Origin of the sequence: Kocuria sp. CPCC 205235 (genome assembly GCF_040980905.1) — a bacterium.
GTDB classification, from domain to species: Bacteria; Actinomycetota; Actinomycetes; order Actinomycetales; family Micrococcaceae; genus Kocuria; species Kocuria carniphila.
On sequence record NZ_JAVKPR010000023.1, the window covers coordinates 13,115 to 27,259 of the forward strand.

Annotated in this window: 8 protein-coding genes and 1 tRNA gene; 5 read left to right on the forward strand and 4 right to left on the reverse strand. The window is 65.0% G+C overall.

Annotation, left to right across the window (positions count from 1 at the left end):
• Positions 1–139: 139 nt before the first annotated feature.
• Entirely contained in the window at positions 140–316 is a 177-nt protein-coding gene (locus RF638_RS13220; protein WP_143469992.1) for an SPOR domain-containing protein, read from the forward strand.
• Positions 317–384: 68 nt separating this feature from the next.
• Here RF638_RS13220 and panB read toward each other — a convergent pair whose 3' ends face one another.
• A complete protein-coding gene (gene panB, locus RF638_RS13225; protein WP_095798245.1) occupies positions 385–1,239 on the reverse strand; it encodes a 3-methyl-2-oxobutanoate hydroxymethyltransferase in 855 nt (284 codons plus the stop codon).
• Positions 1,240–1,405: 166 nt separating this feature from the next.
• Between panB and glnA the strand changes: the two genes are divergently transcribed.
• Both glnA and RF638_RS13235 read left to right on the forward strand, forming a co-directional pair.
• Positions 1,406–2,749 carry a type I glutamate--ammonia ligase gene (gene glnA / locus RF638_RS13230; RefSeq protein ID WP_095798244.1) on the forward strand — a complete coding sequence of 448 codons (1,344 nt, stop codon included), beginning with the start codon at positions 1,406–1,408 and terminating at the stop codon, positions 2,747–2,749.
• Between the two features lie 11 nt (positions 2,750–2,760).
• Positions 2,761–5,832 carry a bifunctional [glutamine synthetase] adenylyltransferase/[glutamine synthetase]-adenylyl-L-tyrosine phosphorylase gene (locus RF638_RS13235; RefSeq protein ID WP_368842209.1) on the forward strand — a complete coding sequence of 1,024 codons (3,072 nt, stop codon included), beginning with the start codon at positions 2,761–2,763 and terminating at the stop codon, positions 5,830–5,832.
• Positions 5,833–6,650: 818 nt separating this feature from the next.
• Here the strand turns inward: RF638_RS13235 and RF638_RS13240 are convergent.
• A tRNA-Arg gene (locus RF638_RS13240) sits at positions 6,651–6,726 on the reverse strand.
• A 299-nt stretch (positions 6,727–7,025) separates the two neighbouring features.
• Here RF638_RS13240 and RF638_RS13245 point away from each other — a divergent pair.
• Both RF638_RS13245 and ettA read left to right on the forward strand, forming a co-directional pair.
• Complete coding sequence (locus RF638_RS13245; RefSeq protein WP_315279606.1) at positions 7,026–7,631, forward strand: single-stranded DNA-binding protein; 606 nt, start codon at positions 7,026–7,028, stop codon at positions 7,629–7,631.
• Between the two features lie 146 nt (positions 7,632–7,777).
• Positions 7,778–9,460 carry an energy-dependent translational throttle protein EttA gene (ettA, locus tag RF638_RS13250; protein ID WP_129700572.1) on the forward strand — a complete coding sequence of 561 codons (1,683 nt, stop codon included), beginning with the start codon at positions 7,778–7,780 and terminating at the stop codon, positions 9,458–9,460.
• A gap of 83 nt (positions 9,461–9,543) precedes the next feature.
• Here ettA and RF638_RS13255 read toward each other — a convergent pair whose 3' ends face one another.
• Together RF638_RS13255 and RF638_RS13260 are read right to left on the reverse strand one after the other, a co-directional pair.
• The gene (locus tag RF638_RS13255) at positions 9,544–12,312 is read right to left on the reverse strand and encodes a GNAT family N-acetyltransferase (protein ID WP_368842211.1); all 2,769 of its coding nucleotides are present in this window, start codon (positions 12,310–12,312) and stop codon (positions 9,544–9,546) included.
• The gene (locus RF638_RS13260; RefSeq protein WP_368842212.1) at positions 12,309–14,132 is read right to left on the reverse strand and encodes an IucA/IucC family siderophore biosynthesis protein; all 1,824 of its coding nucleotides are present in this window, start codon (positions 14,130–14,132) and stop codon (positions 12,309–12,311) included. The genes RF638_RS13255 and RF638_RS13260 overlap by 4 nt, the downstream gene beginning before the upstream one ends.
• Positions 14,133–14,145: the final 13 nt, after the last annotated feature.

The window sequence follows — 14,145 nt, forward strand, 5'->3', positions numbered from 1 at the left end:
GTATGCGGGCACTGCGCGGGTCTTGGCACTAGCCTAATCCTTAGACGCTCGGAGCAGAGCCGGGCAGAGGTCCTGGGTTTCACGTCCCGTGGATTGAACTGTAGAAGGGCGCGCAGCGCCGTGAGAGTGAGGGAATGTCATGGCTGAGTACTGGTACAACCTGTACACCAAGCAGGTCGAGGAGGGGCCTAAGGACGACTATCGCCAGCTCATGGGGCCGTATGCCACTCGTGAGGAAGCTTCGCGTGCGCTGAAGACTGCCGCGGAGAACACCAAGCGCTGGGACGATGAGGACGCCGCCTACAAGGGCGAGTGACGCCACCTTCCGCACATGCCAATGGCCCGGACGTCAACGTCCGGGCCATTGCATTGTCTGGATCGAGGTCAGCCGCGGAAGCTGTGCTCCTCGGCGGGGAACGTGCCGGACTTCACCTCGGCCACGTAGCTGCCCACGGCGTCACCGATGGTCTCGGACAGCTGGGCGTACTGCTTGACGAATCGCGGCATGCGTCCGGTCCTCAGCCCCAACATGTCTTGCCACACGAGCACCTGACCCGTGGTGGAGTTGCCGGCACCGATGCCCACGGTGGGAATCGAGAGGATGTCCTCGACCTCCTCCGCGGCGTCCGCGGAGACCATTTCAAGGACCACGGCGAAGGCCCCGGCCGCCTGCACGGCTTGAGCATCGGCAATCAGCTTGGCGGCGGCGTCGCCCTTGCCCTGGACCCGGTAGCCACCCAGCGCGTGTTCGGACTGGGGCGTGAATCCCACGTGGCCCATCACGGGAATGCCCGCCCGCACCACGGCGGCCACGTGATCGGCCAATTCCTCGCCGGCCTCAAGTTTCACGGCGTGCGCGCCGGTTTCTTTCATGATGCGCACCGAGGTGCGAACCGCTTGTTCGGGGGATTCCTCGTAGGAACCGAAGGGCAGATCCACGACCACAAGAGCGCGCTGAGTTGCGCGAGCCACGGCGGCGGCCAAGGGGATCATCTGGTCGACGGTGACCGGGATGGTGGTTTCGTAACCCAGCACGTTGTTACCTGCGGAGTCTCCCACGAGCAGGACGTCCACGCCGGCGCCGTCGAAAATGGCTGCCGTCAGGGAGTCGTAGCTGGTGAGCATCGCGAATTTCTCACCCTGCGCCTTGGCACGCTGCAAATGCACCGTGCGCACGCGGGTCACCTCACTCAGCGAGGGGGTCGTCGAGGCCTGGTCTGACTGGGGCGTAGCGGTCATTGCTCCAGGGTACCGCCGACGACGCCGCACGCCCCGGGAGCTCGTGCGTCGCGTCTGCGTGTGGGTACCTGCCGTTAGAGTTGGGGTAGCGGCTCACCTGTGACGGGGACGTCACGGTGCCGCGACCACATCCGCAACACGGTCGAGATACCCGAGGTGGCTCCACATGGATCGGCAGCAAGAATTCGTTTTGCGAACCATTGAGGATCGTGACGTGCGATTCGTGCGTCTGTGGTTCACGGATGTCGTGGGAACGTTGAAGTCTGTCGCGCTGGCTCCCGCCGAGGTCGAAGCCGCGTTCGATGAGGGCTTGGGCTTTGACGGCTCGTCGATCGAGGGACTCTCACGCGTCTACGAATCCGACATGCTGCTGCAGCCGGACCCCTCCACGTTCCAGTTGCTGCCGTGGCGCGGGGACGATGAACCCACCTCCCGTATGTTCTGCGACCTCAAGACCCCTGACGGTGAGCCCTCCGCCTCCGATCCGCGTGGCGTGCTCCGGCGAGTCCTGAACAAGGCCGCGGACATGGGCTTCACGTGTTACACCGCCCCGGAGATCGAGTTCTACCTGCTGCGATCCTCGGAGCTGGATCCCAAGACCGGTGAACCCACCCCCGTGGACTACGAAGGCTATTTCGATCACGTCCCCGGCGGCGTTGTACAGGATTTCCGCCGCACCGCGGTGAATATGCTCGAGTCCGTGGGGATCTCCGTGGAGTTCTCCCACCACGAGGCCGGGCCCGGCCAGAACGAAATCGACCTGCGCTACGCGGATGCGCTGCAGACCGCGGACAACATCATGACGTTCCGCACGATCGTCAAAGAAGTGGCGTTGTCCCAGGGCATCTACGCGACCTTCATGCCTAAACCGTTCTCCCGCCAGCCCGGTTCGGGCATGCACACCCACTTCTCCCTCTTCGAGGGTGACACCAACGCGTTCTACGAGGCCGGCGCGGAGTTCCGACTGTCCAAGACCGGCCGGCACTTCATCGCCGGCTTGTTGCGCCACGCACCCGAGTTCACCTCCGTGACCAATCAGTTCGTGAACTCCTACAAGCGACTCTGGGCCGGTGACGAAGCACCGTCCTACATGTCCTGGGGACACAACAACCGCTCGGCCCTGGTGCGCGTACCGCTGTACAAGCCGGACAAGGTGCAGTCCTCCCGCATCGAGTACCGCGGCATCGACTCCGCGACCAACCCGTACCTGTCTTACGCCGCGCTACTGGGTGCCGGTCTCAAAGGCATCGAGAACGAGTACGAGCTGCCGCCGGTTGAAATGGACGACGTCTTCGCCATGAGCAGTGCCGAACGCCGTGCAGTGGGCCACCAGCCGTTGCCCACGAGCCTGCACGAAGCCATCCGCCAGACCGAGGAATCGGAATTCATGGCGGAGCTGCTGGGCGAGCAGGTCTTCGACTACTTCCTGCGGAACAAGCGCCGCGATTGGGACAACTACCGGGTGGAGGTCAGCCCCTACGAGCTGCGTACCAACCTGGGAATCCTGTAGGCGTGGGGGCCATGGGGGCAACGGAAGGAACTGCCAAGGAACGCGCGGAGACGATCTCGGCCAAGCGGCTGATCTCCATCGGGTTCGCGGACGTCACCAACGCCAGGCGCTGGCTGGGCTTCCGTGAACTCGACGACGTCGATCTGGAGCTGCTGCTCGACGGGCTGGCCCATGCCGCGTCACCGGATGCGGCGTTGCAGTTGATCGTGCGTTTGATCGAACAGCATCCGGAGATCGCGAAACGGGTCAACGGTGATCCGCGGAAGTCCGAAACCATGTTCCGCTTATTGGGTGCCTCCGAAGCCCTCGGTGAATTCTTGCTGCGGGCCCCGCACAACCTGGATCTGCTGGATATCGAACCCCAGGACAAACCCGGTCATGACAACGCGGACGTCTTCCGGGACGCCCTACTGGAATCGGTCGGCGCGGATCCCGAGTCCGAAATTCCCACCGCCACCGAAACCGGCGCAGAAGCCTACAAGGCGCTGCGGGTCGCGTACCGGCGGGGCATCACCAAGGTGGCCATTCGCGACGTCGGCGCGCTGGATCCCGTGGACTACATGCCGTCCGTGGGCCGACAGCTCGCAGATCTGGCCGGAGCCGCCATAGAGGCGGGTTTGGCCGTGGCCCGCGCGGAGGCCAATGAACAATGGGATCAATCCCTGGTTGATCAGGTGCGCTTGGCCGTGATCGGAATGGGCAAGTGTGGTGCCCGCGAGCTGAACTATATTTCCGACGTGGACGTGGTGTACGTCGTCGACGTCAAGGCCGCTGACCAGGGCGAGGCGCCGGACGAACAGCTGGCTACGGAGATTGCCACGAGTCTGGCCTCCGGCATGGCACGCGCAATCATGACGTCCGGTCCGGAGCCGGCGCTGTGGGAAGTGGACGCCAACCTCCGGCCCGAGGGCAAGGACGGGCCACTCGTCCGCACGCTGGATTCGCACGTGCGCTACTACAAGCGCTGGGCCAAGTCGTGGGAGTTCCAAGCATTACTCAAGGCCCGAGCCATTGCCGGCGACAGCGAGCTGGGGGAGCGCTACGAGGACGCCATTGCACCGTTCGTGTGGTCCTCTGCCGAGCGCGAGGGATTCGTGGAATCCGTCCAAGCCATGCGACGACGAGTCACCGACAATATTCCCGAAGCAGACCGGGACCGCCAGATCAAGCTTGGCCCGGGTGGTTTGCGCGATGTCGAATTCACCGTGCAGTTGCTGCAGCTCGTGCACGGTCGCAGCGATGAAACCGTGCGCACCAAGGCCACCACCGATTCGCTCGTGGCGCTCTCCGCCGGTGGGTACATTTCCCGCAGCGACGGTGAGGAATTCCACCGCAGCTACCGGTGGCTGCGCCTGCTCGAGCATCGCATCCAACTGTTCCGGATGCGCCGTACCCACCTCATGCCGCGGGACGAACGGGAACTGTCCGTGGTCGCGCGCTCCGTGGATGGCGCGGGGGAGAACCGTCACCCGACGGGCAAGGTACTCACGGAGGACTGGACCAAGGTCAAACGCACCGTGCGCACCATGCACGAGCGGATTTTCTACCGCCCCATGCTGGCTGCGCTGGCCAACGCACCCACGGATACGACGCTCACCACCGAATCCGCGCTGGACCGCTTGGCGGCCCTGGGTTATCAGGACACCAAGGCGGCCATGCGTCACATCGAGGCGCTGTCCCGTGGGGTCAGCCGACGTGCGGAGATCCTACGAACTCTGCTGCCGGTGTTGTTGGACTGGATCGCGCAGGGTGTGGACCCGGACGCCGGTCTGCTCAACTTCCGGAAAATCTCCGAGGCCATGGGCAACACCCCATGGTTCCTGCGCCTGCTGCGCGACTCGAACGCCGCAGCCGAGCGACTGTGCCAGATCCTGTCCAGCTCCCGGTACGTCTCGGACCTGCTGGAAACCTCGCCGCAGGCAATTGCCTGGCTGGGTGATGATCCGCAGTTGCGACCGCGCGCCCTGGATGAACTCGCCAAGGAAATGCGCACCCAGTTGCAACGGCACCCCGAGCCCGAGGAGGCCATTCGCGCCATCCGGCAAATTCGACGCCGCGAACAGTTGCGCATTGCGCTCGCGGACACCAGCGGTTTGGCTTCGGTCGAATCGGTCGTGACCGGGCTGTCCAACGTGGATCAGGCCACCGTGATGGGGGCTCTGTACATTGCGCAGCGAGAGCTCTGCGAGGGCGATGACAAGGAGAACCTGGCCGATCTGATGGTCGTGGCCATGGGTCGTCAAGGTGGCCGGGAGATCGGATACGGGTCGGATGCGGACGTGATGTACGCCTTCGAGCCGCGCGACGGAGCCGAATCCAGCGATGCACGTTCCCAGGCCGAGAAGATTTTCGCGCGCATGGTGCAGCTGCTCAAGATGCCGTGCAAGCCGCCCATCATTGCCGAGCGCACGTTGGAGATCGACAACGATCTGCGGCCCGAGGGCAAGCAGGGTCCCATGGCTCGCTCGGTGGAGTCCTTCGCCCAGTACTACGACCGGTGGGGTCAGACCTGGGAGTTCCAGGCCCTCACGCGGGCTCGATACATGGCGGGCAACGAGGACGTCGCCACGGCGCTCGTTCGAGTGTTCGACCGTTTCCGGTATCCGGCGGATTTCACCGACCGTCAGCTCATCGACGTGCGCCGCATGAAGGCCCGCGTGGAGAGTGAACGCATGCCGCGCGGTGCAGACCCCAATCGCCAGCTGAAGCTCGGTCGTGGCGGGCTCTCGGATGTCGAGTGGCTGGTTCAACTGCTGCAGTTGCAGCACGGTCACAAGGTCGAGGGCCTGCGCACCACATCGACCCTGGCTGCGCTGGAAGCTGCGGTCGAGGCCGATCTCTTGGCACCCCAGGACGCCCAGGTGCTCAAGAGCGCGTGGACACTGGCGACGGCCATCAGAAACGGCAACGTATTGCGCTCGGGCCGTTCCTCGGACTCCGTGCCGTCGCGTCGTGTGGACCTGGAAGCCGTGGCCCGGTGGATCGGGTACGAACCCGGTTCGGCATCACAGCTGGAAGAGGATTACCTACGGATCACCCGGCAGTCCCGCACCGTGTTCGAGCGGGTGTTCTACGGGCACTAGGCGTGTGCTCTCTTGGCATTGCGATTGCGATTGCCATTGACGTTGGGATTGGCATGGGCAGTCGCATTGGCAATAGGCGTGGACACTCGCAGAGGCAAGAGGCAAGAGGCAAGAGGCAAGAGGCAAGAGGCAAGAGGCAAGAGGCAAGAGGCGATGAGGTCTGTGGCAACGTAGCGCGCGCACGCCGGGGGCTGATAGAACCATCTGCAACACCTGAGGGGCCGGTGGAACCCTTCCCACTGGGAAAAAGGGTTCCACCGGCCCCTCAGACGTATCTGCAGGATTTTTCGGCGCTTGGCGGCCGGAGGTGCCGACACGAGTCGACGGTGAGACCCTGGCCCGGGCAGCCGGTGCATTTCGGTCGACGGTAGGACCCGGGCCGAAGACATCGGTGCAAACTGATCGACAATAAAGCCTCAACTCTTTCGATTCTTGGCTCCACGGTCGATCAGAATGCGGGGGATCAGTCATCGTGGTCCCGACGTCGATCAGAATGCGGGGGATCAGTCATCGTGGTCCCGACGTCAATCAGAATGCAGACACGCGGCTCGGGCAGCGGAATCGCAGGGTGGGCGACACCCGGGGTACGTGGACCCAGGTGGCTGGCACAAGACAGAAGACACAAGACACAAGACTCAAGTCAAAGGACACAGACCGAAACGCACTGGGCACTGAGCACAAGGCGCGAGATATTGGGCTTGGGGTCCGGACGCACGCTAGGCGTTACCAGGACCGCCAACCACATCTGGGGGGCCGTTGGAACCCTTCCCACTGGGAAAAAGGGTTCCAACGGCCCCTCAGATGTATCGGCAGGTTTTTGGTGCCCCGAGAGGGAATCGAACCCCCGACCAAGAGATTAGAAGGCTCCTGCTCTATCCACTGAGCTACCGAGGCGGAGCGCGTGAAGCGCCAATACAGTGTAGCAACGCTTGGGCCGCTGGCTCACGTCAGAGACCGGCTCGGACCATGTCGTTGGGCGGTTATGTCCTGGCCTGGGGACATCAGCCACGGCGCTTGCACTGCACAGCTGGCGCCCAAGAGCTCCATCACCCCGTTCATCCACATTTGGGGGATCTGCTGGATCGGCAGCGCATCACGAGAGGCACGGTGGAGACACCCCTCATTTCTGGGGCACCGGTTCCGTCCTCGCCGTTCCACGAGCCGCGGGGATGGCTCACCCGAAGGAGCATCCCATGCCTGAGCACATCACCCTCCGAGGATTCGTCGGCAAAGACCCCGAGTCCCATCTGTTCGACGACGGCACCGTTGCCGCGCGCTTCCGCTTGGCCACCACCACACGCCGTTTCGACGCGGAGAAGAACACGTGGGTGGATATCAGCACCAACTGGTATTCCGTACGGTGCTTCCGCGGATTGGCCATGCACGTGATGAACAGCGTGCGCTGCGGGCAACCGGTCATCGTGACCGGAAAGCTCCAGATTCAGGAGTGGATGTCGGACAACGGCCCGCGCACCACCGTGCAGGTCGACGCCACGGCCATCGGCCATGACCTCAACTTCGGCACGGCCAACTTCTCCCGCACTGGTGGTCAGGGCCAACGTCCGCATAATGCAGCCGGCGGAGCAGATGAAGCCACCCAGGATGAAATCGGCGCCAAGATCGCGGGACTCGAGGACAACGAGCGACTGGACGCGCACGGTCACGGAGAAATCATCCAATCCGATCCCGACGACACCTTCACACCCTTGAGTGATCTGACCCAGGGCCTGGACGCCGATGAGGACTCCGTGGAGGAGGATTCCGAGGAGCGCACCCCGGTCGGAGTGGGGAGCGACTGAAAACGAACCACCCAAGACACCCGCCGCGCGTTACCGGGGCCCACGTGTGACCCCGGTAACGCAACGGAGCGGCGTCGTCGGGGGAGCTGCGCGCTGGGAGCTGAACGTGGCTGGAAGAGGCGCGCGGGCGCGGTAGCCTGGAGGGTATGGCGGAATTCATTTACACCATGTCCAAAGCCCGCAAGAAAGTGGGCGACAAAGTCATTCTGGACGATGTCACCATGTCGTTCTACCCCGGCGCCAAGATCGGCGTTGTGGGTCCCAACGGTGCTGGTAAATCGACCATCCTGAAGATCATGGCTGGCATCGACCAGCCCTCCAACGGCGAGGCGCGGCTGACCCCCGGTTACTCCGTGGGCATCCTGCTGCAGGAGCCGCCGCTGAACGAAGAGAAGACCGTTCTGGGCAACGTCGAGGAAGGCGTTGGCGAGATCAAGGGCAAGCTCGATCGCTTCAACGAGATCTCCGCCGAAATGGCCGAGCCCGACGCTGACTTCGACGCGCTCATGGAAGAAATGGGCAAGCTCCAGGAAGAGATCGACGCCGCGAACGCGTGGGACCTCGACTCCCAGCTCGAGCAGGCCATGGATGCGCTGCGCTGCCCGCCGCCCGAAACGGACGTGAAGGTCCTTTCCGGTGGTGAGCGTCGTCGTGTCGCGCTGTGCAAGCTGCTGCTGCAGAAGCCCGACCTGCTGCTCCTCGATGAGCCCACCAACCACTTGGACGCCGAGTCCGTGTTGTGGCTCGAGCAGCACCTGGCCGCGTACCACGGCGCCGTTCTGGCCGTGACCCACGACCGGTACTTCCTGGATCACGTGGCCGAGTGGATCTGTGAGGTCGACCGCGGTCGCCTGTACCCCTACGAGGGCAACTACTCCACCTACCTGGACACCAAGGCCAAGCGCATGGAAGTCCAGGGCAAGAAGGACGCCAAGCAGGCCAAGCGCCTCAAGGAAGAACTCGACTGGGTGCGCTCCAACGCCAAGGGTCGTCAGGCCAAGTCCAAGGCGCGTCTGGCGCGCTACGAGGAAATGGCCTCGGAAGCCGAGAAGACCCGCAAGTTGGACTTCGAGGAAATCCAGATCCCGCCGGGGCCCCGCCTGGGCAACCTGGTGATCGAGGCCGAGGACCTGGAGAAGGGCTTCGGCGATCGCTCGCTGATCAAGGATCTCTCGTTCTCGCTGCCCCGTAACGGCATCGTGGGTGTGATCGGACCCAACGGTGTCGGTAAGTCCACGCTGTTCAAGACCATCGTGGGCCTGGAACCGCTCGACGACGGCGATCTCAAGGTGGGCGACTCGGTCCAGATCTCCTACGTTGACCAGAACCGCGAGAATCTCGACCCGGAGAAGACCCTGTGGGAGGTCGTCTCGGACGGCCTGGACTACATCAACGTGGGCAAGGTCGAAATGCCGTCCCGCGCGTACGTCTCCGCGTTCGGCTTCAAGGGCCCGGATCAGCAGAAGAAGGCCGGTGTGCTCTCCGGTGGTGAGCGTAACCGCCTCAACCTGGCGCTGACCCTCAAGCAGGGTGGCAACCTGTTGCTGCTGGATGAGCCCACCAACGACCTGGACGTGGAAACCCTCGGATCGCTGGAAAACGCGTTGCTGGAATTCCCCGGCTGCGCCGTGGTGGTCTCTCACGATCGTTGGTTCCTGGACCGCGTGGCCACCCACATCCTCGCCTGGGAAGGCACCGAGGAGAACCCGGACAACTGGTACTGGTTCGAGGGCAACTTCGAATCCTACGAGGAGAACAAGATGGAGCGTCTCGGCCCGGAGGCCGCACGTCCCCGTCGCCTCACCCACCGTCGCCTCACCCGCGACTGAGGGCGAGCAACAGTTCGACGACGCCGCCCCGGCACCTTTCGCACGAAAGGTGCCGGGGCGGCGTCGTCGTTCTTGCGGGTGTTCTAGGGCAGCGTGAAGAACGCGAGCCGCCCGGTCTTGTGGGGAAGGGCGATGACCGGGCCGAGGGTGAATCCGGTGGCCTGCAGTCGCGCGAGCGCGAGGTCGTTGGACGCATCGGGTTCCGCCACGATCCGGCGCGTGCGGCCCTGCTTGATGATTTCGCATTGGATCAGTGCGCTGGTCGCGTCGGTCATTCCGGGGACCCGGTTCCGGACCGGCGCCAGGAGCACGTGAATTCCCAGATCTCCCGGCTCCACCGTGTAGAACGCACCGGTGATGTCAGCGTGCGGTTCGTACGTCTGGAACAGTCCGAGCGGTCGTTGGTTGAGTTCGATGAGCCACGCGTGGTGCGTGGTCGTGGTGGAAAGGAACGCGTAGAGGTCGCGGACCTGCTCGAACGTGAGATCGTTCATGCCCCAGAACCGGGCACGTTCCTCCTGGACCCATGCGTAGATCAATTCGCAGTCCCGGGCGGCATCCACCGGGCGCAGCGAGAGGTGACCGCTCACCACATCGTTCACATCCTGGGCGGAACCGACCACGGGCACGAAGGGCCGCCCCACCGCCGCGAGACCGTCCGACAGCCTTCCGAGGTGCAGGGGCGCATCGGTCGGCTCGAGTCCGCCGGCGGGAACCCAGGGAAGGGCGTGGTCCATTTCGCCCGCGGCCCAGCGAAGTACCGGCGCGGACCCGAGTGAGCCACGATCCACGGGGTCCGGTGTGATCCACCACGACGCCGCCGGGTCGGCCAGATCCCACAACACCCTGGCCGCCGGGACACGGGCACACGCCGGACCCCAGCCGGGGATGGTTCCCGCGGACAGTAGACAATCGGTGTCTCCACCGACCGGAACAGCAGTGAAGGGTGGAAGGTCCGGGTGGGCGCGGTGGGGTGCGAAGGCGTGCAAAAGACCCCAACTCGGCTGGTTCTCAACCGAGCGACTACCGGCGGTGTCCATTGCTTCGGGGTGTTCGGCCGCCACACTGTCCAAGGCCCTGACGGCCGCGACTCGCGGATCAAAGCCAACCCGTTGACCGCGCACCACGATGCTCTCCAGCGCCAGTCCCACCCGAGCCACCGGGTCGAGGAACGGTTGCCACAGGGCGGGTAGTCGGCTGGAGGCAAGCAGCGGTGTGAGGACCTCCGAGGCGGCCAGTTCCCGGGCGAAGGTATCACGCCACCGAGCGAACAGCGCCGCGACTTCGGAATCGGCGGACATGTCGCCGTCCCAGGCCAATAACCAGTCGCGGAGAGTCTTCGCGACAGGTCCGCGGTCTCCCAAAAGCTGCGCCAACAGCCCCGGCCAAGTGCCCAGGTGGGTGTCCACTTGCGCGGCCAGCAGATCCTCATGGCTCACGACGCCACGCTCCGCAATGGCTTGCTCGAGCAGCTGGGTTGCCCGTCGCGCTCGGTGCGGGGGAGCGCAGCCGAGCCTCGCCGCGGACTCATGCTCATCGGCCGGCCGCTGATTGGCCCTGACCATGACGTGGTCGAGATGCTCGCCACGAGAGCCACGTGCATGAGTGGCCCCGGACGGCTCCCGGGATCCAACGGAACCAAAGGCACCCACAGGCGCGGCGGCGTCGTCGTTGCACGGCGCAGGCAGGTAGCTGCCCGCGACCGTGTGTAGGCACGCGCCGGTGCGGTCGGCGGCGATCACATCGTTGACGGGGACCACCCAGCCCTGCCACGCGGCCGCAACGTCCGCCACGGATATCGCGCCCAATAGTTCCCGACATGCAGAAACGGCTCGTTCGGGCGCGCACGGTACAGCCGGGCGAACTACGAGAACCCGGGCGCACTCGCCCTCGGCAAGCGCGAGAAGCCGTTGCTCGGCGCCGGCGTCCCCGGGGAGCACAAACCCGCCCGAGCACCGGCGCACCCAGCGCGTCTGGGTGCCGCAATGCGCTGACCTCAGATCGACGGCGCGCTCATCCAAAGACTCGCCGGTATCCACCGCGACGAGCCCGTCGGTACGGCGTTGCACCGTCACCTCACACAGGGTTTCGGTGGTGGTCATGGCCGCGGTGATCGCCCAGGCGGCGGACTCGGTGCGTCCGAAATGCGGCACGCCGGGCAGTCCCACGAGCGCCAGGCCGCGGACCCGCAGACCGGGAGCCGAGAAACACACGGGCTGGTACGGTCCGGATTCCTCGACCACGCGGTGGGGATCCGCGGCGATCAACGGCGCTCCTGACACCGAGAGGTCCGCGGGCACGAGCCACGCATTGGAACCGGAACCGCGTGGAGTTTCCGCATCGAGCACGGGCCCCCACTCGTCACCCAGCGTGGTTCGTACCCGGTGCCGCCATACCTGCTCCGGCAGTGAACCGGACAGCAGATGCGCATCAAGGTGCACGGCCAGAGGCGTCCACGGCTGCCACGGTCGCGGTTCCAGATCGGCCAACCCGAGCTCCAGCGCTTCCGGGCACTCGGCCCATGCGGACCCGATCGAGCCGTTGACCCCGTCCGCGTAGGCCGCGAGAAATTGCTGGTCCTCCGTGCCAGCGGCCTTCCACCACCGCAGTGCCGTGAGCTCGATCTCCATGGCCAGGGACAGGTGATCGGCGTCCACCTGATCGGGGCCCAACAGTTCCGCCGATCGCCCTTCCGCCCGACGCCGCAGTACCTCCAGCTGCCACGGCCGATCCACCGCTGTGATCGCCCCGTGGCCCGTGGCCAAGCTCTTGAGGTCCGAACCTTGGACGTGGGGCACACCGGCCGGGTCGCGGAACACCCGCCACCCGGCTCCTGACAGTTCTGGTGTCATGGGGTGCCACCCACTCGGGCCGTCCGGTAGCGCGCCAAGGGGTTCTCCAAACGACCCGCGAGGGCCAATGACCCGGCCGGATCCGTGAGGTCCACCATGTGCTGCGGATTGCGAAGCTGCAACCGGTTGAGGCACGAATGCACAAAGCGGTCTCGGAACAAGTCCAGCTCACGCCAGTGGCCGGGAAAACGATCGCGGTGCTCATCCAGGACCTCTGCGGCCAGTGACCAGAACTCGGGTTCTGGCAGCAGCCCGTGGCCATCCAGGAGCACGGCCAGGTGACGCAACACGCCGTCGACGACGTCCGTATGAATGGACAACTCGCGCGTCTCGGGCGGAACCACCGTGCGAATCCGCTCAAGCTCCTCGGGCACCGGGCGGTCACTGAGCACGGCGAGTTCCTCGCCCAGGTCCTTCCAGAACACTCCGATCGGGAATCCGTTGCGTAGCCGCAGAATCACGTTCTCGCCGTGTGGCATGAGCGCTATGTCGTGGGCCAGCAGCAGGTGCGAGACCGGCACGAGGTACACGTTCAGGAGGGCTCGAACCCAGTCGTGAGCGGTGGCCCCCGAACGCTCGATCCAGGCCCCGATCAACGTGCCACCGAACGGATCGGTGTGCAGCACCCCGGCCAGGCTGGCCGCGTGTTCGTCGATGCGCAGCAGCGAAATCGTCGATTCCCGCCACAGCGCCGCGAGCTGTTTCGTGTGATCGGAAGAGACTCCCGATCGGTGATGCGCATCCCCGGTCCACCCGACCGACGATCGTTCTCGCAGCACCCGGATCCCGGATTCCATCAGAAACGGGTCCGAGGTCACGGTCTGGTGCAGCCAGTCGCTGATCGCGGGCATGGTGCGCATGTACGCAGGGGAGAGCCCGCGCAAAAACCCCATGCTGTGCACGCCCAGCGCGGTCTTGGCGTAGTCCCGAGAGGGGTCGTCCACGTCCAGGAACGTGCGCAACGATTGCTGGGCCCGCCAGCCGTGCGCGCTCGGACCGGCCAGGATCAGGTCGTGCCGCAGTACGTCGGGAAGCATTCCCGGCAGGATGCGATGTTCCCACTGCCACGGGTGCACGGGGATCGGCGTGTACTCACGGGGATTTTCACCCGCGGCGCGCACCGCGCGGTCGACCTGTTCCTGTTCGGTCGGCAGCAGGTGCAGATCGAGGTGTTCGCGCTCGGTCAGTTCGCTCGACAGGGACACGGTGCACAAGGATTTACGAGCCGCGAGCCACACGAGCCGCGTGGGGTTTGCAGCCTCTGGGGACCACGCCTCCTGTTCGTTCGCGCCCATGCCCACGCGCCCGGAACTGGCGACGAAACCTGGGTGTCCCCGGTCCAGGTACCGCTCCACCTCGGCCAGCGGGCTATGAGCCAGTTCCCACGACGACGGCGCCCGGCCGGCCCGTCGGCGGGCCATCGTGAGCATGGTGGCCGAGAGATCCTCCAGGTACAGCGGAAGAACGGCGTCCGCGATACCCAGCGTGCTGCGCAGGTCCAGGATGGCCTGCTGCGGGTCCCGGTTCTCACCGGCGGGCAGCCGCCGAATCGATTCCGGTTCAACCTCCCAGTGGTTCAGGGGATGTCGAGTTGCCCGGAACCACCACCGGATGCGCCCACTGTCATCGCTGACGGACCAGCCGTCGCCATCAGGTTGGGGGCTGAGCATGCGTTCGTGGGTGAATTCGGAGAACAATTTGGCCAGCACGGCTCGGTGCAGAGCGTCCGTTGCCGCAGCGGTGAGTTCCGGCGGGGCCGTGGGCGTGACCCACGGATCGACAGGTGACGTAATGCTGTCGGTTGTGTGATCGAAAGTCATGAGAATCCTTGGT

Coding starts and splice junctions, on each gene's coding strand:
- RF638_RS13255 (WP_368842211.1), bottom strand. CDS start 12,312: ATGACACCAGAACTGTCAGGAGCCGGGTGGCGGGTGTTCCGCGACCCG.
- RF638_RS13220 (WP_143469992.1), top strand. CDS start 140: ATGGCTGAGTACTGGTACAACCTGTACACCAAGCAGGTCGAGGAGGGG.
- RF638_RS13235 (WP_368842209.1), top strand. CDS start 2,761: ATGGGGGCAACGGAAGGAACTGCCAAGGAACGCGCGGAGACGATCTCG.
- ettA (WP_129700572.1), top strand. CDS start 7,778: ATGGCGGAATTCATTTACACCATGTCCAAAGCCCGCAAGAAAGTGGGC.
- panB (WP_095798245.1), bottom strand. CDS start 1,239: ATGACCGCTACGCCCCAGTCAGACCAGGCCTCGACGACCCCCTCGCTG.
- RF638_RS13260 (WP_368842212.1), bottom strand. CDS start 14,132: ATGACTTTCGATCACACAACCGACAGCATTACGTCACCTGTCGATCCG.
- RF638_RS13245 (WP_315279606.1), top strand. CDS start 7,026: ATGCCTGAGCACATCACCCTCCGAGGATTCGTCGGCAAAGACCCCGAG.
- glnA (WP_095798244.1), top strand. CDS start 1,406: ATGGATCGGCAGCAAGAATTCGTTTTGCGAACCATTGAGGATCGTGAC.